The organism is Faecalibacterium sp. An77 (genome assembly GCF_002161315.1).
In the GTDB taxonomy this organism is placed as follows: domain Bacteria; phylum Bacillota; class Clostridia; order Oscillospirales; family Ruminococcaceae; genus Faecalibacterium.
Genome location: NZ_NFHK01000011.1, coordinates 20,242 through 41,178, shown reverse-complemented (window position 1 = coordinate 41,178; position 20,937 = coordinate 20,242). Strand labels below are relative to the sequence as shown.

General features: G+C 62.3%; 20 protein-coding genes. 11 read left to right on the top strand and 9 right to left on the bottom strand.

Going from position 1 to position 20,937, the window contains the following annotated elements:
* Positions 1-112 precede the first annotated feature (112 nt).
* The 3 genes from B5G28_RS05770 to B5G28_RS05760 are packed head-to-tail and all read right to left on the bottom strand — an operon-like array spanning position 113 to position 2,603.
* Positions 113-775, bottom strand: a complete 663-nt coding sequence (locus tag B5G28_RS05770; RefSeq protein ID WP_087246776.1) for an HAD family hydrolase — start codon at positions 773-775, stop codon at positions 113-115.
* Complete coding sequence (locus tag B5G28_RS14965; RefSeq protein WP_087246774.1) at positions 772-2,163, bottom strand: hypothetical protein; 1,392 nt, start codon at positions 2,161-2,163, stop codon at positions 772-774. Before B5G28_RS14965 ends, B5G28_RS05770 begins: the two co-directional genes overlap by 4 nt.
* Entirely contained in the window at positions 2,160-2,603 is a 444-nt protein-coding gene (locus tag B5G28_RS05760; protein WP_087246773.1) for a PH domain-containing protein, read from the bottom strand. Before B5G28_RS05760 ends, B5G28_RS14965 begins: the two co-directional genes overlap by 4 nt.
* Positions 2,604-2,969: 366 nt before the next feature.
* Between B5G28_RS05760 and B5G28_RS05755 the strand changes: the two genes are divergently transcribed.
* On the top strand, positions 2,970-3,800 hold the full coding sequence (locus B5G28_RS05755; protein WP_087246771.1) for an undecaprenyl-diphosphate phosphatase: 831 nt from the start codon (positions 2,970-2,972) through the stop codon (positions 3,798-3,800).
* 114 nt (positions 3,801-3,914) lie between these two features.
* Positions 3,915-5,039 carry a DUF362 domain-containing protein gene (locus B5G28_RS05750; protein ID WP_087246769.1) on the top strand — a complete coding sequence of 375 codons (1,125 nt, stop codon included), beginning with the start codon at positions 3,915-3,917 and terminating at the stop codon, positions 5,037-5,039.
* A gap of 71 nt (positions 5,040-5,110) precedes the next feature.
* Here the strand turns inward: B5G28_RS05750 and B5G28_RS05745 are convergent, their stop codons facing one another.
* Positions 5,111-5,710 (bottom strand): hypothetical protein, encoded by a 600-nt coding sequence (locus B5G28_RS05745; RefSeq protein WP_087246768.1) that lies wholly within the window; start codon positions 5,708-5,710, stop codon positions 5,111-5,113.
* Positions 5,711-6,596: 886 nt separating this feature from the next.
* Between B5G28_RS05745 and B5G28_RS05740 the strand changes: the two genes are divergently transcribed.
* The 3 genes from B5G28_RS05740 to gluQRS all read left to right on the top strand — a co-directional run bounded on the left by B5G28_RS05740 (position 6,597) and on the right by gluQRS (position 10,607).
* Positions 6,597-8,150, top strand: a complete 1,554-nt coding sequence (locus B5G28_RS05740; RefSeq protein WP_087246767.1) for a PTS transporter subunit EIIC — start codon at positions 6,597-6,599, stop codon at positions 8,148-8,150.
* A gap of 181 nt (positions 8,151-8,331) precedes the next feature.
* On the top strand, positions 8,332-9,666 hold the full coding sequence (locus B5G28_RS05735; RefSeq protein ID WP_087246766.1) for a M18 family aminopeptidase: 1,335 nt from the start codon (positions 8,332-8,334) through the stop codon (positions 9,664-9,666).
* On the top strand, positions 9,663-10,607 hold the full coding sequence (gluQRS, locus tag B5G28_RS05730; protein ID WP_087246765.1) for a tRNA glutamyl-Q(34) synthetase GluQRS: 945 nt from the start codon (positions 9,663-9,665) through the stop codon (positions 10,605-10,607). The genes B5G28_RS05735 and gluQRS overlap by 4 nt, the downstream gene beginning before the upstream one ends.
* Positions 10,608-10,697: 90 nt before the next feature.
* Here the strand turns inward: gluQRS and B5G28_RS05725 are convergent, their stop codons facing one another.
* Together B5G28_RS05725 and B5G28_RS05720 are read right to left on the bottom strand one after the other, a co-directional pair.
* A complete protein-coding gene (locus B5G28_RS05725; RefSeq protein WP_087246764.1) occupies positions 10,698-11,138 on the bottom strand; it encodes a hypothetical protein in 441 nt (146 codons plus the stop codon).
* Between the two features lie 117 nt (positions 11,139-11,255).
* Positions 11,256-12,611, bottom strand: coding sequence for an MATE family efflux transporter (locus B5G28_RS05720; protein ID WP_087246763.1), 1,356 nt, complete (start codon positions 12,609-12,611; stop codon positions 11,256-11,258).
* Positions 12,612-12,892: 281 nt separating this feature from the next.
* On the opposite strand from B5G28_RS05720, the gene B5G28_RS05715 reads away from it, so the two are divergent.
* Positions 12,893-14,548, top strand: coding sequence for a putative manganese-dependent inorganic diphosphatase (locus tag B5G28_RS05715; protein ID WP_087246830.1), 1,656 nt, complete (start codon positions 12,893-12,895; stop codon positions 14,546-14,548).
* Between the two features lie 35 nt (positions 14,549-14,583).
* Positions 14,584-14,910 carry an acylphosphatase gene (locus B5G28_RS05710; protein WP_242956838.1) on the top strand — a complete coding sequence of 109 codons (327 nt, stop codon included), beginning with the start codon at positions 14,584-14,586 and terminating at the stop codon, positions 14,908-14,910.
* 374 nt (positions 14,911-15,284) lie between these two features.
* On the opposite strand, the gene B5G28_RS05705 is transcribed toward B5G28_RS05710, so the two are convergent.
* Both B5G28_RS05705 and B5G28_RS05700 read right to left on the bottom strand, forming a co-directional pair.
* The gene (locus B5G28_RS05705; RefSeq protein WP_087246762.1) at positions 15,285-15,953 is read right to left on the bottom strand and encodes an EcsC family protein; all 669 of its coding nucleotides are present in this window, start codon (positions 15,951-15,953) and stop codon (positions 15,285-15,287) included.
* A gap of 150 nt (positions 15,954-16,103) precedes the next feature.
* A complete protein-coding gene (locus B5G28_RS05700) occupies positions 16,104-16,769 on the bottom strand; it encodes a hypothetical protein (protein ID WP_087246761.1) in 666 nt (221 codons plus the stop codon).
* A gap of 241 nt (positions 16,770-17,010) precedes the next feature.
* Here B5G28_RS05700 and B5G28_RS05695 point away from each other — a divergent pair, with 241 nt between their 5' ends.
* Genes B5G28_RS05695 through B5G28_RS05680 form a run of 4 tightly spaced genes read left to right on the top strand, consistent with a single transcriptional unit; the run spans position 17,011 to position 20,043 of the window.
* The gene (locus B5G28_RS05695; RefSeq protein WP_087246760.1) at positions 17,011-17,238 is read left to right on the top strand and encodes a hypothetical protein; all 228 of its coding nucleotides are present in this window, start codon (positions 17,011-17,013) and stop codon (positions 17,236-17,238) included.
* 60 nt (positions 17,239-17,298) lie between these two features.
* Positions 17,299-18,315, top strand: a complete 1,017-nt coding sequence (locus tag B5G28_RS05690; RefSeq protein ID WP_087246759.1) for an ABC transporter substrate-binding protein — start codon at positions 17,299-17,301, stop codon at positions 18,313-18,315.
* Entirely contained in the window at positions 18,305-19,291 is a 987-nt protein-coding gene (locus B5G28_RS05685; RefSeq protein WP_242956841.1) for an iron ABC transporter permease, read from the top strand. Before B5G28_RS05690 ends, B5G28_RS05685 begins: the two co-directional genes overlap by 11 nt.
* Positions 19,288-20,043, top strand: coding sequence for an ABC transporter ATP-binding protein (locus B5G28_RS05680; protein WP_087246757.1), 756 nt, complete (start codon positions 19,288-19,290; stop codon positions 20,041-20,043). The genes B5G28_RS05685 and B5G28_RS05680 overlap by 4 nt, the downstream gene beginning before the upstream one ends.
* Before the next feature lie 72 nt (positions 20,044-20,115).
* Here the strand turns inward: B5G28_RS05680 and B5G28_RS05675 are convergent, their stop codons facing one another.
* The gene (locus B5G28_RS05675) at positions 20,116-20,853 is read right to left on the bottom strand and encodes a Type 1 glutamine amidotransferase-like domain-containing protein (RefSeq protein ID WP_087246756.1); all 738 of its coding nucleotides are present in this window, start codon (positions 20,851-20,853) and stop codon (positions 20,116-20,118) included.
* Positions 20,854-20,937 lie beyond the last annotated feature (84 nt).

The following is a 20,937-nucleotide window of genomic DNA, read 5'->3' as shown; positions in this document are numbered from 1 at the left end:
GTCATACGGCCATGCGGGACGTCTCCGCCCGCGTCCGTCTGGTATCCTGCATTCCACAAACAAAAGCACCTCAGCTTGGACAGCCGGGGTGCTTTTTGCGTTCTATGTAGGGTTACTGGTTGGCCTGGTGCAGATAATCCAAAATTTCCTCCGGTTTATACACCAGCACATCCGCGCCGGCGGCCTGCAGTTCTTCGGCCCCGCGGAAGCCCCAGACGGCGCCCAGGGTCACCAGACCGGCGTTGTGGCCAGTGGCGATGTCCACGTTGCTGTCACCCACAAAGAGGGTGGAGGCTTTGGCTGCGCCCAGCTGTTCCATCAGGCTGTAGACCCCGGTGGGGTCGGGCTTGACCGGCACGCCGGGGCGGCTGCCCCGCACCGCCAGAAAGACATCGTGCCCAAAGTAGTGGTCGATGATGCCGCCGCAGAGGGTGTCCGCCTTGTTGGAAAAGACGGCGGTGCGGATGCCTTCCGCCTTGAGGGCGGCCAGCAGCTGGGGGATGCCGGGATAGGGGGCGGTTTTGTCCTCCTTGTGGGCATCGTACCGGGCGGTGAACTGGGCCAGGGTGGCGGCCAGCTGCTGGGGTATGCGGCAGTCCTCCGGGGAGAACCGCTCCACCAGTTTGGGGATGCCGTTGCCCACCATGTGCTTGTACTGCTCCACCGTGAAGGTGGGCCAGTGGTTTTGTTCGCAGACCCAGTTTCCGGCATCGGCCAAGTCGTCGATGGTGTTCAGCAGGGTGCCGTCCAGGTCAAAGAGGATGGTGTCAATCATGAAAAATCCTTCCTTTCAAAAAAGGCCGCACAGGCGCGGGCGTCGGCCAGCGGGATGCTGCGCACCCGCTCATGGAAGCGGCCGGGATAAGCAAAGGTGAGGTTGGCGCGGCCCCGCACCACCGCCCAGGGCGTCTGGGAGATGCGGAGGCACACCACCGGAGAAAAGATGCAGACACACCGCAGGGACATCCGGCGCTGCCGCAGAAAGGTGAGACGGCCGTCGGTGGGCCAGGCTCCCTCCCGGAACATTCCCTCCACCTGGAACAGGAACCAGAGCCCGCAGCCTGCGGCCGGCAGAGCCAGCAGCGGGACGGCGGCAGGCAGGGCCCAGGAGGCCACCAGAAGCAGCAGCACACAGAACCCCAGACAGCCGCCGGCGGGGGCGATCAGGGCCAGGCTGCGGCCCCGCACCTGAGACAGAGAGGCCCGCCGGTTGGGGGGCAGCCGGAAGCTGGGCAGAAGCCGCCGCACCAGTTCTTCCTGGCCGGCCCGGTAGACAAAGAGGGGATCGTCGGCGTTGTAGCATCCGGCGGTGAGATAGACGGGATAGCACCGCAGCAGCCGCGCCACAGGGGACAGCCGCACCTCGGCACAGGTGAGCTGGTCCATCCGGAAGCGGCGTTCCACCCGCAGCAGGAGCCCGCCCCGGCTGGCCAGCACCCCGCTGCCCCGCCAGACCGCATACCGGACGGTATGGCTGAAACTGCGCAGCAGGCTCAGGCCAAAGAGAACCGTCCAGAGGGTCAGGGCCCAGGCCAGGCCGGCGGGCAGCCAGTGGGCCGCCCAGGTCACGGCATGGTCCAGCTGTTCCAGCGCAATCTCCTCGGCGGCGTTGTCTCCCTGCCGCAGGGCCACCCAGACCAGAAACAGGGTGGACAGGCTGTTGGCGCCCAGCAGGGCCAAGGCCAGCCGCTCGCCGCCGGCGGGGTGATAGTATTCCTCGGCGGGGGCAGGCATCAAACGGTCGGCCAGCATCTGGGCGTCTTTGCGGGTGAGGCATAGGGTCACCGCCTGGTTTTTGGGCAAAAGGGTGGGGTAAAGGGTCACCCGGCTGGCTCCGCCCAGCCGGTAGATCACCGGCCGTTCGATCTGGATGGCGGCCAGCTGGCTGGCCTGGATGGTCCGCTCAAAGGAAAAAATCAGATTCCAGTGCAGGCGAAGCACCCCGTCCTGATCCAGCTCCCAGCTGGAGGCCCGCAGCATCACATAGCCCACCAGAGCCAGCAGGCAGAACAGGACCAGATCCTGCGCCAGCGCCGTCCGGAGGACCTCCCATTCCCGGGCAAAGAAAACCTGTACCAGGGGCACCAGATAGAGCAGGAGGGTGTGGCGCAGAAAGCGCAGGGAAAAGAAGGGGTGATAGCGCCGCGGCCCGGTGCCGGTCATAGGACGTCCTCCCCGCCGGCCAGCAGGGCTTCCCCGATGGCGTCGGCCTCCTGCAGGGGGATGCCGGGCAGAATGGCCCACATGCCGGGGGTGAAGATCACCAGGACACAGGCCCCCGCCAGCCGCAGCAGCGGGGTGCGGAAAATCAGGGTGGAGGTGATGCTGTTTCGGGGGATGACCCGCTCCACCGGGAAGGCTACCCCCATGTAGAGGGTCAGGGTGAAATCATCCAAAGTGGCCACCAGGCTGCAGGACCGGATCCACACCCCGAACACCACCCCACACCACAAAGCGCAGAAACCAAAGCCCCATCCCAGCCCCTGCCAGAACAGGAAGGGCGCTGCAATCAGGCCGGGCAGCGCCGCCCAGACACAGAGGACCGCCCTGCCTCGAGGGGTAGGTGTAGACGCAGAGCCAGCGAGATCGAAGAGCTGTTCCATGGCGCGGCCTCCTTTCTGACGCTACAAAAGGGAATGTGTGACGCTTTTATAACGGAACGTTGCGGCCCGGCGGGCCGTCCTGCGTTCCGCCCCTATTATATCCGGATTGGCTGGGAGCGTCAACGATGGAAGGGAAAACCGGCCGGAACCCTCCTTTTTCGCAAAAACCGGGGACCAAAACCATCCGCCCTGCAGAACAAAAGCAGGACCGCCGTCCGCCCCGCTTTGGCTTTAAGACGCAGGAAAGCCCGAATTTTCTTCCAGAAAAGTAGGGGGTTAGGGGTGCAGGCAGGCTCATAGTATGGTATACTGAAAGAATCAATGTGAGAACGTGCGCGTGTGATGGCGCACAGGGAGGAAATTTCTATGTTGATTGAAATCATCAAGGCCCTGCTGATGGGCATCGTGGAGGGCGTCACCGAATGGCTGCCCATCTCGTCCACGGGACATATGATTCTGGTGGAACAGCTGATCCAGTTTGACGCCAGCGATGCGTTTATGTCCATGTTCCGGGTGGTGATCCAGCTGGGCGCCATTCTGGCGGTGGTGGTCCTGTTCTGGGGCAAACTGTGGCCCTTTGGCCTGCGCCATGGCCGCATTACCTCCAAGGCCCCGGTCTGGAGCCTGTGGTTCAAGGTGGTGGTGGCCACCCTGCCGGTGCTGGTCATCAGCCCGCTGGACGACTGGATGGAGGCCAAGTTCTATAATTATATCACGGTGGCCGCCATGCTGATTCTGTACGGCGTCCTGTTCATCCTGGTGGAAAACCGCGGCGCAGCCGCCCGGGTCACCCGCCTGGATCAGATCAGCTACCGCGAGGCCCTCATCATCGGCCTGTGGCAGACCCTGGCCATCATCCCCGGCACCTCCCGCAGCGGCGCCACCATCGTGGGCGGCCTGCTGCTGGGCCTGTCCCGGGCCGCGGTGGCTGAGTTCACCTTCTATCTGGCTATCCCGGTGATGGCCGGCGCATCCCTGCTCAAGGTGGTGAAGTTTGTGCTGGAAGGCCAGACCATGACCAGCACCGAAATCGCCATCATGGTCACCGGCTGCCTGTCCGCCTTTGTGGTGAGTATGGTGGCCATCCGGTTCCTGATGTCCTACGTCAAGAGCCATGACTTCAAGTTCTTTGGCGTCTACCGCATTGCGCTGGGCGTGGTGGTGCTGGCGGTGGCCGCCGTCAGCGCCTTCGGCTGAGCGGGCAGAGAATCCCCGGTTTGTCTTTCCTGACCTGCGGGTTTGTGGTATACTTTCCCATAAGAGAGAATCTTGGGCGGGCTGCCCGCCCGGCCCCAAAGGAGGACAAACAACATGGAAGGTTCTGCTGTATACTATACCGATTTCCGGTGCCCGGTGGGCACCAGCCTGACCGAGAAACTCCGCCGCCTGTGCCTGGCGGCGGGCATCCGCAACATTGAGATGGACGGCCGCTTTGTGGCCATCAAGATGCACTTTGGCGAGCTGGGCAACCTGGCTTTTCTGCGGCCCAATTACGCCAAGGTGGTGGCCGACCTGTGCAAGGAACAGGGCGGCATGCCCTTCCTGACCGACTGCAACACCCTGTATCCGGGCAGCCGCAAGAACGCCCTGGAGCACCTGACCTGCGCCCAGATGAATGGCTTCTGGCCCATGACCACCGGCTGCCAGGTGCTGATCGGCGACGGCCTGCGGGGCACCGATGAGGTGGAAGTCCCGGTGCCCAACGGCGAGTTCTGCAAGACCGCCAAGATCGGCCGTGCCATCATGGACGCCGACATCTTCATCAGCCTGACCCACTTCAAGGGCCATGAGTCCACCGGCTTCGGCGGCGCCATCAAGAACATCGGCATGGGCTGCGGCAGCCGCGCCGGCAAGATGGAACAGCATTCTTCGGGCGCTCCGGCGGTTCAGCGGGAACTGTGCCGCGGCTGCCACCGCTGCGCCAAGGAGTGCGGCTCGGACGCCATCCACTACGATGCAGAGAACAAGGCCGTCATCGACTACGATCTGTGCAAGGGCTGCGGCCGCTGCATCGGCGCATGCAGCTTTGACGCCGTCTATTCCAAGGACAGCAGCGCCAACGAGGATCTGGACCGCAAGATGGCCGAATACGCCGCCGCCGTCTGCGCCGGCCGTCCCTGCTTCCACATCAGCCTGGTGCAGGACATCAGCCCCAACTGCGACTGCCACGGCGAGAACGACGCACCCATCCTGCCGGATATCGGCATGTTCGCATCCTTTGACCCGGTGGCTCTGGATCAGGCCTGCGCCGACGCCTGCCTGGCAGCGACTCCCATTGCCAACAGCCAGCTGGGCCAGAACCTGGCCCGTCCCGGCTGGAACTGCTACCACGACAACTTCAAGGATTCCAACCCCAACATCGAATGGAAGGCAACCCTGGAGCAGGCCGAAAAGATCGGTCTGGGCCAGCGGGCTTACGTCCTGAAGAAAATCTGATCCCGCGCACCTGACTTTTCAACAACAAAGGCCGCAGCCTGTGGAAGGCTGCGGCCTTTTAATTTCCGGTTTTACTGCTGGGGTGCGGGGACGATGGCGTTGAGAACGCCCGCCACTGCGGACCAGTCTTCCTCGGAGCAGGAGGGCGTCTCCTGGACGCCGGCGTCGGACAGTTCACCCTGAACGGCCTTGGGGTCGTCCAGAATCCGCTGGGCGGATTCCTCAATCAGGGGCCAGGCCTCGGCGAAGTTCTCCTGGTCCACCTGTTCCAGCGAATTGAACCACTGGGACAGGCTGTCGTTCAGCGCATCGCTGCTGCGGTTGGCGGCGGCGTTGGCGTCGGCCCATTCCATCATGGATGCGGCGGCGGCCACCGATTTCAGAGAGGTGCCTGCGGTGCCGGGGCCCCAGCCCAGGCTGCCGGCGAAGGCGTCGGCGGGATCGCTGATGCCGTTGAAGCCGTTTTCGCTGCCGTCCACCACGGGCGCGGGGGCCGTGTCATCCTCGCCGGAAGGCACTGCCTGGGAGGTGGGAGCCTCGCTCAGAGCCTGGGAGGAAGAAGAGGACGAGCTGCTGCTGGCAGACGGGGTACAGCCTGCCAGTACCAGCGAGAGAAGGAAAATTCCGCAGCATCCTGCAGCGCAGGTGCGGAACAAATGACTGTGTTTCATATCAAAAAGACCTCCTTTTTGCGCCCTGAGGCGGCAGTCCTTTTATCATCACTCGGATTCTATTATCAGTATACTGTCCCTGCTTCTCCTTGTCAACGGCCCTACTTTTCTGCCCTACTTTTCTGGAAGAAAAGTAGGCAAAAGACTTTTACTGTGTACCATCAAGTTTCCGGGTCTCCGGCAGTTCCGCGGGGCCTTTACGCTTAGGCTCGTTCCCGGCGTTTGGGGCTGTGCCCCGGTACGATGCAAACCCCGACATGGCCTGTTTATCCCAAGTTTCAGCGGCGTTCTGTACCGTATGCCCCCAAAATTGATCAAAGACAAAATCCTCGCTCCGTTTGGGGCGGGGATTTGTACTTTACGGGCTTTTCTGTGGATCACGAATTAAGTCTGGAAAAGTTTGTATCGTACCGGGCCGCAGGCAACGGCAGCGACCACACCCGGTGGATGAAACAGGGAGCAGGGGCCGCGGTCTGAATTTTCAAGCATCATGCTTGATGCGCAGAAAATTCAGGGCACCGCAAGATGGAGCTTTTCTGCGGTTCAGAAAATCAGGCTATGAGGTGGTTTGCATCGTACCGTGCCGCAGGCACAAACGCCGGGAACGAGCCTAAGCGTAAAGGCCCCGCGGAACTTTGGGAGACCCGGCAACTTGATGGTACCCAGTAAAGCTTTTTCTCGAAAAAGCGGAAAGCGGGAGGAGCATAAAGTGCAAATATATTGCACTTTATGCAACTTGTTGGCGATTGACAAGGGTTGGAGGGGTTTGTATAATGAGCTCATAGCGGGGGAAAACGCTGTCCCGGCCTGCAAAAAGCAGGGCTCTGCAAGGCAGAATCCGGGCCCGGCGCCCGCGGGAAACTGTGAGAAAAGGAGCGATGCAGGGATGAAGCCAAAAGAGCGGATGCTGTGCACGCTGGAGGAATTCTCAACGGCGATGCTGTCGGCTCTGGGTTACCTGCCGGTGGCGGGCGTGGTTCTGGCCGTGGGCGCCTTGCTGGCCTCGGCCGGACTGGGAACCTTTATCCCCATCTTGAAATGGGAACCTTTGGCCTTCGTGGGCAATCTGGCCTACGATGCCATGATGGTGATTGTGCAGAATCTCAGCGTGGTGTTCTGCGTTGGGATTGCTTCCTTCCTGGCCCGGAAGGATAAACAGCAGGCCGCCATGATCGCCCTGCTTTCGTATTTGATCTTCCTGACCGCAGGTCATACCACCCTGGACCAGCTGGGCCAGCTGGCCGCCGCAGACCCCAACCTGGGCCTGTACGGCACCGGACAAGCCGTGGTACTGGGCATCCAGACGGTGGATATGGGGGTCACCGGCGGGATTCTGCTGGGCTTCCTGACCGGCTGGATCTATAACCGCACCTGCGGCAAGACCTTCCGCCCCACGCCGCTGCGCATCTATGGAGGGGTACGGTGGTCGTTCCTGTGCATCGGCGGCGCCGCGGCGGCGCTGGGCCTGGCGTCCTGCTTTGTCTGGCCCCCGATCCAAAACGCCGTGGACGGCCTCACCGGCTGGATTGCGGCGGCAGGGGATACCGGCCTGTTTCTGTATGGCTTTCTGGAACGGATTCTGATTCCCACCGGCCTCCATCATCTGGTGTATATGCCCTTTCAGTTCAGCTCTCTGGGCGGCACGCTGACGGTGGGGGAACGGGTCTATGCCGGCGCGTACCCCGTCCTGATGGCGGAATACGCCATGGGGATGCCCTTCTCGGACGGCATCCGCTGGATGTATGTGGGCTTCACCAAGACCTTTGGATATTTCGGGATTGTGGGCGCCTTTATCTTCTGCGCCCGCCCCGAAAACCGCCGCCGCACCGCCGCGGTGCTGGCGCCGCTGCTCCTGACGGCTTCGCTGGCCTCGGTCACTGAACCCATTGATTTTCTGTTCTGCTTTTTGTCGCCGGTCCTCTGGCTGGCCCATGGCGTCATTGCCGGCGTCTTTATGGTATTGCTGGACGTCTGCGGCGTCACCGGCTTTACCAGCGGCCTGTTTTCCTCGCTGGCCATGAACCTGTCTGCCGGCGTGGAACGGACCCATTACCCGGTCCTGTACCTGCTGGCGGCGGCGGAAATTCTGGTGTACTTCGGGGTGTTTACCTTCCTGATCCGCCGGTTCGATATCCGCACCCCCGGCCGGGAAGAACAAGTCCCCGCCGCGCCGAAAGAGGAAAAAGGCCGGTTCCCGTATAAGAAACTGCTGGCCGCCCTGGGCGGCCGGGACAACATTGCTCGGGTGGACAACTGCATCACCCGTCTGCGGGTCTGGGTGAAAGACACCAGCCTGCTGGACGAGGACCAGCTGCGGGCCCTGGCCCCCGAGGGCCTGACCTTCCAGAGCAAGGAAGTACAGATTGTGTTCGGCTTCGATGCCGTGCAGGCCCGCCGGCAGCTGGAGGAGCTGCTGGGCGTGAGCGCCCTTTCACCCTGAAAAACAAGGATTTCTTTTGGCCGCAGGATGCGCCCCGTGGGGGCTGCGTTCTGCGGCCTTTTGAATGGGGGAAGGGGGTGACGGTTGACCGGTGATGCCAAACGCGCTATAATCGGAATACCTTAGATAACATACCGGAGAGGAAGGAATTCCCCGGCCTCTCCCTTTTGGAGGAACCAACATGGAAAACAAGGAACTCTACCGGGACCAGCAGTCCCTGCTGGATGGGCTGTTTGCGTTTCTGGACAAGAGCGTCAGCCCCTTCCACTCGGCTGCCGCGGCCTGTGAAATTCTGGAGAAGGAGGGCTACACCCTCTGCCCCGAGGGCCAGGCATGGCAGCTGAACGAGGGCGGCCGCTACTACACCACCCGCAACGGCACCGCCGTGCTGGCCTGGCGCATGCCGCAGGGCAAGCTGACCGGCTGGCACGCCACCGCCAGCCACAGCGATTCGCCCACCTGGCGGATCAAGGTGCCCGACATCAAGGAGGGCGGCTATCTGAAGGCCGAGACCGAGGGCTACGGCGGGATGATCGCCTCCACCTGGCTGGACCGGCCCCTGAGCGTGGCGGGCCGCCTGCTGGTCAAGACCGCCGATGGCGTGGAAACCCGCCTGGTGGCTCCCGACCGGGCGCTGCTGTGCATTCCCAATCTCTGCATCCACTTTGACCGGGAGGCCAACACCGGCAAAAACTGGAACTACCAGGTGGACCTGCAGCCTATCTGCGGCCTGGAAAACGGCCGTTCCCTGATGGAGATTCTGGCCGCCGAGGCTGGGGTCAGCGCAGAGGATATCCTGGCCCACGATCTGGTGCTCTGCATCCGCCAGAAGGCCGAGCGGGTGGGCGTGGACAATGAGCTGTTCATGTCCGGCCGCATCGACGACCTGGAGTGCGCCTACACCACCCTCTGCGGCTTCCTGGCCGGCGAGGGCCGCGAGGAAGGCCGGGCCGACATCTGGTGCATGTTCGACAACGAGGAAGTGGGCTCGTCTTCCCGTCAGGGCGCCCAGGGCACCCTGATGGCCGACACCATGGCCCGCATCGAGGAGGCCATGGGGGTTACCCGGGAGGAGAGCGTCCGGGCCCGGACCAACAGCCTGCTGCTGAGCGCCGACAACGGCCACGCCACCCATCCCAACCACCCCGAAAAGAGCGATCCCCGCAACCCGGTCCGTCTGGGCGGCGGCATCCTCCTCAAGTACAACGCCAGCCAGACCTACACCACCAGCGGCCTGACCGCTGCCGCCTTCCAGCGGATCTGTGAAAAGGCCGGCGCGGCGGTTCAGATCTTCGCCAACCGGGCAGACGTCCGGGGCGGCTCCACCCTGGGCAACCTGCTGGGCCATCAGATTGCCATTCCCATGGTGGACATCGGCCTGGCCCAGCTGGCCATGCACTCGGCCGTGGAAACCGCCAGCTGCGACGACGTGACCGCCATGGTCAAGGCCTGCACCGTCTTTTATAATACCCCGATCTTCCAGCCCGCCGACGGGGTTTGGAAGCTGGGCCTGTGAGCGGCCCGGTCGGGCGGTTTGCCCCCAGCCCCAGCGGGCGGCTGCATCTGGGAAATCTGGCCTGCAGCCTGCTGGCCTGGCTGTCCGCCAAGAGCCAGGGCGGGCGGGTTGTCCTGCGGATTGAGGATCTGGACGCGGCCCGCTGCCCCCGGGTCTATGCCGACCAGCTGGAGGAGGATCTCCGGTGGCTGGGCCTGGTGTGGGATGAGGGCGGCTCGGACGGTGGCCCCAACGGCCCCTATTATCAGAGCGAATGCGCTCCCATCTATCTGGAAAGCTATCACAAGCTGGAGGAGATGGGGCTGGTGTATCCCTGCTTTTGCTCCCGGGCCCAGCTCCACGCCGCCAGTGCGCCCCACACCTCGGACGGGAACGTGGTGTACCCCGGCACCTGCCGGAATTTGACCCCCGCCCAGATTGCCGAAAAGAGCCGCACCAAGGCCCCCGCCTGGCGGGTGAAGGTTCCCGATGAGGAAGTGACCTTCACCGACCTGTGCATGGGGGAGCACCGGGAAAACCTGCTCACCGGCTGCGGGGACTTTTATCTCCGGCGGGCCGACGGCGTCTTTGCCTATCAGCTGGCGGTGGTGGTGGATGACGCCCGGATGGGGGTCACCCAGGTGGTCCGGGGAGCGGATCTGCTGTCCTCCACCGCCCGCCAGATTTACCTCTACCGGCTGCTGGGGCTGACGCCTCCGGCCTTTGCCCATTGTCCGCTGCTGCTGGACGTGGACGGCCGCCGCCTCTCCAAGCGGGACGGGGACCAGAGCCTGGAAAACCTCCGCAGCCGCTACACCGCCCCCGAAATCATCGGCAAGCTGGCCTACCTCTACGGCCTGCAGCCCGAGCCGGCCCCCCGCACCCCCGAGAGTCTGCTGGACGGTTTTGACTGGGCCAAAGTGCCCAAACAGGACGTCTGCCTCGAGCCGGGCCTGTTCTGATTTTTGCATTTGTTCTGTGATGTTTTGTTCCACGTGGAACAATGATGGAAAAAGCCGCCGCGGAAGTCCGCGGCGGCTTTTTGGTTGGGTTCAGGATTGCAGGATGGCCATGGCCTGTTCAAAGAGAGCCTGCCCGTCGGCCTGCAGGGTGCCGTCGGAGGTCAGGGTGAGACTGAAGGTCCGGACGCCGCCGGCGGTGAAGTCGAGGGTGAGAAAGGTGACATTGGCCCCGCCGGTCAGGTCGTGGGAGGGGTTCTGCGGGAGGAGAACTTTTCGGTAACTCTGGGCCGCAAAGAGATCCACCAGGGCCCGGTAGGCGGGGTCCTCCAAAACCAGCTCGGCGGTGGTGATTTCAGGCTCCCGGATGCTGCTGTAGGTCTCGGTGCGGACCCATGCCCCGTCCGACCGGGCCAGGGAAGTCCGCAGGTCCACCCGAAGCCACCAGAACAGGGCCAGCCCCAGCACAAGGACCAGCAGGCCGGCCCAGAGGGTCCGGCGCAGGCGTGGAGAAGGAGCGGATGGTTTTTGCATGGCGGGGCCTCCTTTCGGGGTGAGAACGCTTTTCTCTATTGTAGGAGATGGCCCGGCCCTTTGTCAATGAAAAAGGCCGCCGCGGAAGCCCGCAGCGGCCTTGAAATATAGGTGCAATCAGATAACCGAGTTTTCCATCCATTTGCCGCTGATAAAGCGGATGACAAAGAACAAAGAGCGGCAGCCCCAGTCCACAAACATACCGGTCCAGATGGCCAGCAGCCCGCCGCCGAAATGTCCCACCAGCAGGTAGCACAGGCCCACCCGGAACAGCCACATGGAGGCGATGCTCACCACCATGGTGTAGCGGGCGTCGCCGGCAGCACGGAGGATGTTGGGCAGGGTGAAGCTGGAGGGCCAGATGAACAGGGAGATGATGTTGAACCACATCATGACTTCCAGGGCGATGGCGCTGGCCTCGGGGGAGAGGTTGAAGAACTGGAGCATAAACCGGTTGCCGAAGAAGAAGGCGGTCAGGTTCATGATCCAGGCGCCTGCATAGGCCAGACCCATCATCAGGCCGCCGTACCGCTTGGCCTGCTTCTTTTCGCCGGCGCCCAGGCACTGGCCCAGCACCGTCAGGGCGCCCATGCCCACCGCGTTGGCGGGGATGTTCAGCAGGGTGGTGGTATTGTTGGCCACGGCGTTGGCGGCGATGGCCGCCGTGCCCAGGGTACTGGTCAGGCTGGACACCGCCAGCTTGCCCACCTGAAACATGCCGTTTTCGATGGCGTTGGGGATGCCGATGACCAGAATCCGGCGGATCAGCTTGCGTTCGGGGCGCAGGTTCTGGATGCTGTCCACCCGCAGCATGCTGGTGGGCCGCTGCAGCAGGAAGATCACCGCCGTACAGGCGATGATGCGGGACAGCAGGGAGGCCAGGGCCGCGCCGAACACCGCCCACTTGAACCCGAAGATAAACAGGGCGTTGCCGCCGATGTTCAGCACGTTCATCACCAGGCTGGACAGCATGCTGATTTTGCTGTTGCCCTGAGCCCGGAACAGCGCCGCTCCGGCGTTGTACAGGCCAATGAAGGGATAGCTCAGCGCCGACAGCAGGAAATAGGTTTCGGCGAAGGCCATGACGTCGTCGTCGATGGCGCCGAAGATGCCCCGCAGAATCATGTGGCGGCCAAACACCACCACCAGGGCCACCGCACAGCTGAAGGCCACCATCACCAGCATGATCTGGCCGGCGGTGTTCTTGGCGTTTTTGGGTTCCCGGTGGCCGATGTACTGGCTGGTGACCACCGCGCCGCCGGTGGCCAGAGCGGTCATGATCTGGATCATCAGGGTGTTGAAGGTGTCCACCAGACTGACGCCCGACACGGCGGCTTCGCCCACCGAGGAAACCATCAGGGTGTCGGCCAGACCGATGGTGACGCTGAGGGCCTGTTCCGCCACCAGGGGCAGGAGCAGGGCAATCAGCTGCTGCCGGGTAAAGACCGGCTTGGATGAGACGGATTCTGTCATGTGAATTTCGATTCCTCCCTGCGCGCAGCGCCCCAAAAAAGGGGACGATATGTTGTATACTACTTTGGATACTATAGCACAAAGCAATAGCCGATGCAAGCGGTGGGAAAACCAAATTTCGCCCCGGTCCTCTGTGCAGGATTTTCGCAGGGGAGCTATTTACCCCCGCGGGCGGATATGCTACAATAAAAACAGGAATGAGAAGGGAAAGCCAGCCCTCCGCGGCCCGTGCAGGAGGCCGGGAGAGGCATTGAATCCAATGGATGGAGGTAAATGAAAACATGCCCAAAGAAGCACATAAAGTGGTGGTCATCGGCCACCGCAACCCCGACACCGATTCGATTTGTTCGGCCATTGCCTATGCGGCCCTCAAGAACCGCACCAGCGACCTGGTCTGTGAGCCCCGCCGCGCCGGCAAGATGAACCAGGAGACCGAGTTTGTCCTCAAGCGCTTCGGGGTGGAGCCGCCCCGGATGTGCACCGACGTCAACCCCAAAATCCGGGATGTGGATTACCGCGAGATGGAGGGCATCGACGGTTCCACCAGCCTGCGCCGGGCCTGGCAGATCATGCGGGACCGGGATATCGACACCCTGCCGGTGGTGAACGCCGACAATGAATTGCTGGGCGTCATCACAGTGAAGGATATCGCCACCGCCAACATGGACGTGTTCGACACGGCGGTGCTGGCCAAGACCCACACCACCTACCGGAACATTCTGGAGACCCTGGGCGGCGAGATGGTGGTGGGCAGTGAGGACGGGGTCTGCACCGCAGGCAACGTCCATATCGGTACCGCCACCCCCGAAATGCTGGAAAACGTGGTGGAGAAGGGGGATATTGTCATCCTCACCAACCGCTATGAGAGCCAGCTGTGCGCCATCGAGCAGGAGGCCTCCCTCCTGATCATCTGCAACGACTCCAAGGTGGGCAAGACCATCAGCCGCATTGCCGAGGAGACCGGCGTCAACATCATGACCGCCCCCTTTGACACCTATGCGGCGGGCAAGCTCATCAGCCAGTGCGCCCCTATTTCGTACTATATGACCAGCGAGAATATCCTCAAGTTCACCCGGGTGACCCCGGTGGCGGATGTGACCCGCGTGATGGCCAAATACCGCCATCGTTATTTCCCGATTCTGGACGAGAACGGCAAATACTGCGGCATGGTCAGCCGCCGGAACATCATCAACCTGCGCAAGCGCCGGATGATTCTGGTGGACCACAACGAGGCCACCCAGGCGGTGGAAGGTTTTGACCAGGCCGAGATCCTGGAGATCATCGACCATCACCGGATCGGCAGCCTGGAGACCAGCGGCCCGGTGTATTTCCGCAACCAGCCGGTGGGCTGCACCTGCACCATCGTGACCCAGATGTACGACGAGCAGGGGGTGGAGATTCCGCCCCAGATGGCGGGCCTGATGATGGCCGCCATCCTGTCCGATACCCTGATGTTCCGCAGCCCTACCTGCACCCCGCTGGATGAGGCCACCGCCCGGCGGCTGGCCACCATTGCCGGGGTTAACCTGGAGGACTTCGCCGCCGAAATGTTCGAGGCCGGCGAGCGGCTGGACGGCAAGACCCCCGAGGAAGTCTTTTTGCAGGACTTCAAGGTCTTTATGTGCGGCGACCTGCGGTTCGGCGTGGCCCAGGGCAGCTACATGACCCACTCCAACCTGCAGGCGGCCCAGTCCCTGCTGATGCCCTATCTGGAGGAGGCCCGCCGCAAGCAGAACGTGGAGGACCTGTATATGATGCTGACCGAAGTGCCCCGGAAGGAGAGCGTGGTCATCTGCACCGGCCGTCACGCCCCCGAGATGCTGCGGGCTGCCTTTGACAGCGAGCCCCAGGAGGATGGCAGCTGGGTTCTGCCGGGTGTGGTCAGCCGCAAAAAGCAGTTCATCCCCGCCATGATGGACGCCTATCAGGAACTGTAAGAGAGACACCGGGAAAGGCCAGGTGAACAGGAACCGTGTTTGACTTTCTGAAACAAAAAGACCGCACCCCGCCCACTCTGCCGGAAGGGACGGTGCGCCGCCGCTACCGGGTGTCGGGCCGGGTGCAGGGGGTCGGGTTCCGGTACCGGGCGCGGTACGCCGCCGGCCAGCTGGGCCTGACCGGCTGGGTGGAAAACGAGGACGACGGCACCGTCACCCTGGAGGTCCAGGGCGATCCGCAGCTGTTTGACCGGATGTTTGATATGATCGCCGCCGGCGGATATATTGAGATCACCGGCATCCGGTCGGAGGAACTCCCACCCGACCCCTGGTCCCGGGGCTTTTCGGTCAGAGGCTACTGAGCCGAGCGCGTCCAGTGGACGAAACAGCGAGGCGAAGTAGGCGCAGCGCTCCAATTTTCACAAGGACATTTATGGCCGCAGGGAAAATTGGCTAAGCGCAAGAGGGCCGCCCGCCTGAGGCGGGGGGCGTTTCCCCCCCGACCTGCGGTCTGTCCTCTTGCGGTTCCCTAAAGATTCGGCGCATCGGAATGGATGCTTGAATCTTTAGACCGCTGCGCCAACGGCAGCTCCTTGTTTCGTCCGCAGGACGCAGTCGCCGCCGTTGCCCCGTAGGGGCTCAAGACATAAAGATTGCCCTTTTTCTCAAGGGCAATCATAACCGCAAAGAAAAAGCTCCCTTATCCGGCCGCAAAGTCGGATGGGGGAGCTTTTATTCAGGTAATGTCTGCGTTGTCAGACTCAAAATCTTGGAGAATGAACATTTTATAGGCTCTATGGGCAATGGCTTTTGTTTCTACAAAATCAAAGCCACCGCCTATTACTCCGCCAATAACCGGGACAGCTTTACCTATATTGATCAAGCCTTTTGTCCCAAACTTGGTAAACAGACGAAAACCAACGCGCTGGTTGATTTTAATCAGGACTTCGCCTGGAATTTTTTTAACCATATTTATAGCAACCTTATTGCCAATTTGAATGCCAACCTGTTTAAGTACTTGGTCAATAGAAATGCCTGCAAGACAGGCATAAACCAGAGTTTGTACCTGATCGCTGTTGATATCGTATCCTCCCATATAAGCAAGACATGAAATCATTCGCATTTGTACATAAAGAACGCTGCTGACGTTGGCAGGGATTGCGACGGGGAGGGTGATTAAACCACCCAATCCTGCAAGAAATCCGGAAGTGGTGCATTTGGCAATTTGATATTTGATGAAAGCTTCAGCAGATTCTTCGACACTGGAATACTTTTGCAGATAATCGTCTGCCATTTTATTAATAGGTGGGCTGATTTTGTCAATGCCGTGGATCGAACTGTCATAAAGTTTGCCAAGCATCTGCATGATTTGATCTGGGGTCAGGGCAGCAGCTTTGGTGCTCATAGAATCCTCCATATGTTAATGAAAATAGTATCTGGACGGGGATGATCCCCTGAAAGAAAATGTTTTTTTCGCGACCAATGCAATCATACCACTTTTTGAGCGTTTGGGCAAGAAAAACTGCCGCAAATCGAATATTTGCGGCAGTCAGATTCAGGCCAGGATTTTCAGGGGGCTGTTTTCGGTCCAGATGGTGCCGTTCAGCAGGCGGGTCAAGGCCAGGGTGCCGTTGGCGGACACCCGGGCGGGGTCCAGGGCGAAGAAGTCGCTTTCCTGGAGGTTGTTGGGGTCAGCGGCCGTGTCAAAACCCACCACACAGACCCAGTGACCATAGGTGGAACTGGTGGAGATGTGGGGATAGTTCACCACATCCCAGCCGCTGCCGGTCAGATGGTATTCCTTGGTGGAGGTGCGGTTGGTGTGCTTGGAGACGCCGCTGACGGTGGTATTCTGCAGATGTACAATCACCGGATGGCCGGCGGCCAGCTCGGTGTAGATTTTGGTGAGACAGGCGGACAGGTCGCCGGAAAAACCGGTATAGCCGCCCGCCGACCAGACCGCGCCATTGGACCACATGCCGGCGCCGGAATTGGTAGCGCCGTCCAGAATGGTGCGGGCGTACCGCAGAGCGTAGAGGCTGCACTGGCCGGGGGCCTGGTTGCCGATGGAGAGGATCTGGGAGGTGTCAAAGGACAAGACCTGGATGCCGTACCAATTTTCGAGGCTGGCGCCGAAGGCGCGGGGCAGACAAGTCAAACACAGCGACAAAACAAGGAAAAGCGCTGCCAGACTGCGGCGGACCGGGGCGGCTGAGTGCATGGGGAAAGCCTTCTTTCTGGTTTGATGTTCACAGTTCGGCAAGAGCCGACTGCCAGAAAGAAGTATACTATGAAAAAATGGTGAAAATGTGAGAGCCCCGGCGGATCGGGCGGAAAAATTGCGCCCGGTTTTTTGGTAAAGATTCACAATTGCCGCCGCCGCCCGGCGATGACAAACCAGCGCGGCTGTGTTATAATGAAACCTGTTCCAGCAAAATCACGTCGTGAAAGGAGAAGCTGTTATGGAACCGCTCATCAAGTTCTGGCTGTTTCTGTGCCACTGGGTGGAGTTTGACACCAGCGAGGAAAAAGAGACCATCGACGACATCCTGGAAACCCTCTCCCGGGCGGGCCTGCCCTATAAAGTCCGCACCCGCCGGAACAAACAGGGCCAGGAGGAGTACGTCCTTTACGTCAAAAATGCAGACCGGGACTATGCGCGCTACTGCACTGGCTGGCGGCCCTTTTAAAAGGCCCGCTGCGTCCGGCCTGCCTCGGCAGGCCCCATCACTTTGAAAGGAATATTTCCCATGAACAAACACAAGACCCTCTGCGCCGCCACGGCGCTCCTGCTGGCCTGCGGCCTGCTGTTTGCCGGCTGCGGCCAGGCTTCATCCGCGGCTTCTTCGGAGGCGGCGCCGGCCGCCTCTTCTTCCGCGGCTTCCCCGGAGGAAAATGCAGCCTACAGCTATACCTTCACCGATGACCTGGGCCGGGAAATCACCCTGGACGCCGCCCCCCGGCGGGTGGCTGCCACCATCGGCAGCTACGCCGATATCTGGTGCACCGCCGGCGGCAAGGATACCCTGTGCGCCACCGCCTCGGATGCCTGGACCGACTTTGATCTGGGCCTGTCGGAGGATGTGGTGAACCTGGGCGGCGCCATGTCCACCAGCGTGGAGGACCTGCTGGCCAGCGAGCCGGACCTGGTTCTGGCCAGCACTAACACCTCCTCCAACCTGGAAATGCAGTCCATTCTGGAGTCTGCCGGCATTCCGGTGGCCTACTTTGGGGTGGATACCTTTGAGGATTATCTGCGGGTGCTGAAGGTCTGCACCGACCTCACCGGCTGCCCCGAAAACTATGAGACCTACGGCACCCAGGTGGCCCAGCAGGTGGAAGACGCCCGGGCCAAGGCTGCCGCAGCCCTGGAAACCCAGGACCCGCCCACCGTCCTCTACATCCGCGCCGCGGCCTCTCTGGTCAAGGCCAAGAGCTCCAAGGGCAACGTGCTGGGCGCCATGCTGAAGGACCTGGGCTGCATCAACATTGCGGATCAGGATGAGACCCTGCTGGAGGATCTGAGCATGGAGGCCATTCTGGCCGCCGACCCGGACAAGATTTTCTTTGTCCTGCAGGGCGCCGACCCTGAGCCGGCCCGGGTCCAGCTGGAGGGGGCCGTCCTGTCCAATCCCGCCTGGCAGCAGCTGACCGCCGTGCAGGAGGAGAACTACTACTACATGGACAAGGACCTCTATCACCTCAAGCCCAACGCCCGCTGGGGCGAGGCCTATGAGCAGTTGGTGGACATCCTCTATGGCGCATAAAAAGACGGTGCTGGGGGTCACCGTTCTGCTGGCGGTGCTGGCAGCGGTGCTCAGCATCTGCGTGGGCGCTGTGACGGTGCCGCCCGGGGACCTTCTGGCCGCCCTGACCGGAAAGAGTACCGGCACCGGCACCGCCATTGTGCTGTATGTCCGCCTTCCCCGGACGGTGGGATGCCTGGTGTCGGGGGCGGCGCTGGCGGTGGCGGGCGTGGTGATTCAGACCGTGCTGGCCAACCCGCTGGCTTCTCCCAACGTCATCGGCATCAACGCCGGCGCCGGCGCGGCGGTGGCCCTCTGCTGTGCGGTGGCCCCCACCGTAGTGGGCATTACCCCGGTGGCCGCCTTTCTGGGAGCCTTTGGCAGCGCCATGCTGGTGCTGGCCATTTCCCAGCGGGCGGGTTCCTCCCGGATGACCCTGATTCTCACCGGCGTGGCTCTGTCCAGCATCTTTTCCGCCCTGGTGGACCTGGTGGTGACCCTGGCCCCCGACGCCCTGAACGGGTATTCGGATTTCCGGGTGGGCGGCCTGGGCAGCGTCACCATGGCCCGGGTGGGCCCCGCCGCCGCGGTGGGGCTAATCTGCCTGGCGGGCGTCCTGCTGCTGACCAATGAGCTGGACGTGCTGGCTCTGGGCAGCGAGACCGCCCGCAGCCTGGGTCTGCGGGTGGGGAAGATGCGGGTGATTCTGCTGGCTCTGGCCGCCGGTCTGGCGGGAGCCGCCGTCAGCGTGTCGGGCCTCATCGGCTTTGTGGGACTGATTGTGCCCCACCTCATCCGCCGGTTTCTGGGGGAGGAGAGCCGCCCGCTGGTGATCGGCTGCGCCTTTGGAGGCGCGGCCCTGCTGACCGTCTGCGACACCGCCGCCCGCACCCTCTTTGCCCCCTATGAAATCCCGGTGGGCGTGGTGCTGAGCCTGGGCGGCGGGCCCTTCTTCATCTGGCTTTTGCTGCGGCAGAAAGGGGGACGGCGGCGTTGATCGAATGTTCTCACCTGAGCGCAGGCTACGACGGCCGCCCGGTGGTAGAGGACGTGAGCTTGTCCTTTCGGCCGGGGGAAGTGACGGTGCTGCTGGGGCCCAACGGCTGCGGCAAAACCACCCTCCTGAAAACCGCCCTGGGTCTGCTGGACCCGGTGGCGGGACAGGTCCTCTACGATGGGACCGACCTGGCCGCTATGACCCCCACCGAGGCCGCCCGCAAGGCCGCCTATATGCCCCAGAACCGCCCCGCGCCCCGGATTGACGTCCGGCGGATGGTGCTTCACGGGCGGTTCCCGTACCTGTCTTTCCCGCGGCAGTACCGGGCCGCGGATTATGCCGCCGCCGATGCGGCTCTGAAGGCTGCCGGCGCCGCCGACCTGGCGGGCCGGATGATGGATACCCTCTCGGGCGGCCAGCGCCAGAAGGTCTATCTGGCCATGGCGCTGGCTCAGCAGGCCCCCACCATCCTGATGGACGAGCCCACCACCTGGCTGGACCCCAAACACCAGCTGGAAGTGATGGCCACCGCCCGGGATCTGGCCGCCGAGGGCCGGGCCGTGGGCCTGGTGTCCCATGAACTGAGTCTGGCCCTGCGGACCGCCCACCGGGTGGCCCTGCTGGCCGGCGGCCGGCTGATGGCTCTGGGCACCCCCGAGGAAGTCTGGCAGTCAGGGGCGCTGGAAGAGGCCTTCGGGGTCCGGATCGGCCGGATTCAGGCCGAAAACGGCTGGCACTACTATTACCTGTGACAAAAAGAAAAATCCGCATGTTTCCAGCCGGAAACGTGCGGATTTTTTGTTGCAGAATGATCTTGCGGCGGGTTACCAGAGGGGCAGCTCCTCGCCCTCCTCGTTGACCAGCGAGACGCGGCCGTTGCTGAAATACCAGCCTTCGCCGTAGAGGGTCTCGTGGCCGTCCGCGCAGAGAATATAGGACCCGTCGGGCAGGCCCATGAAGGGACGGCGCTTGCTGTCGGCCAGGGCAATGTCCATCAGGGACTGACCGTCCACCGACAGGTCTTTGGAGTACTGATAGTGGGGCCAGATGCTCACATAGCTCAGGCCCAGGCCCGACATCCAGCGGCTGTAGAGGGGATCGGTGGCTTCGCCGGCCTCCTCGGGCTGGGCGTAGACGATGCGGGCGGCGTTCATGGAGCCGGCGCTGATGCCCACCGCAATGCCTTCGTAGCTCTGGATCAGGGCAGGCAGGCCGATCTCAGAGAAAAAGCGGTTTTGGGTGGGAACGTGGCCGCCGCCCAGAATCAGGAAATTGCACCGGGTCAGCAGTTCGCCGATCTCGTCTTTATTGCGGCTGTCGCAGGGAGTCAGACCGTCCAGACGCAGCCCTGCCCGGGCAAAGCAGCCGGCGAAAAAGGCGCAGGCCTCGTCGTTGGCGGCATGGGCTTCGGGGTCGGCCGCCAGATACAGCCCTTCGGGGGGCTCCTCGGGCCAGACAGCGCGCAGCTTGTCAACAAATTGGTTTTTGGGGTCCAGAGCAGCGGGCTGAGGGCCGGGTTCGAAGGGGCAGCCGGTGGGGCTGCTTGTCAAAAACAGGGTCATACGGATTCCTCTTTCATGGCCAGAAACAAAAAGCTACATCCGGCGGCGCAGAGCCGGCCAGTATGTACAGCGGTACTATTGTAG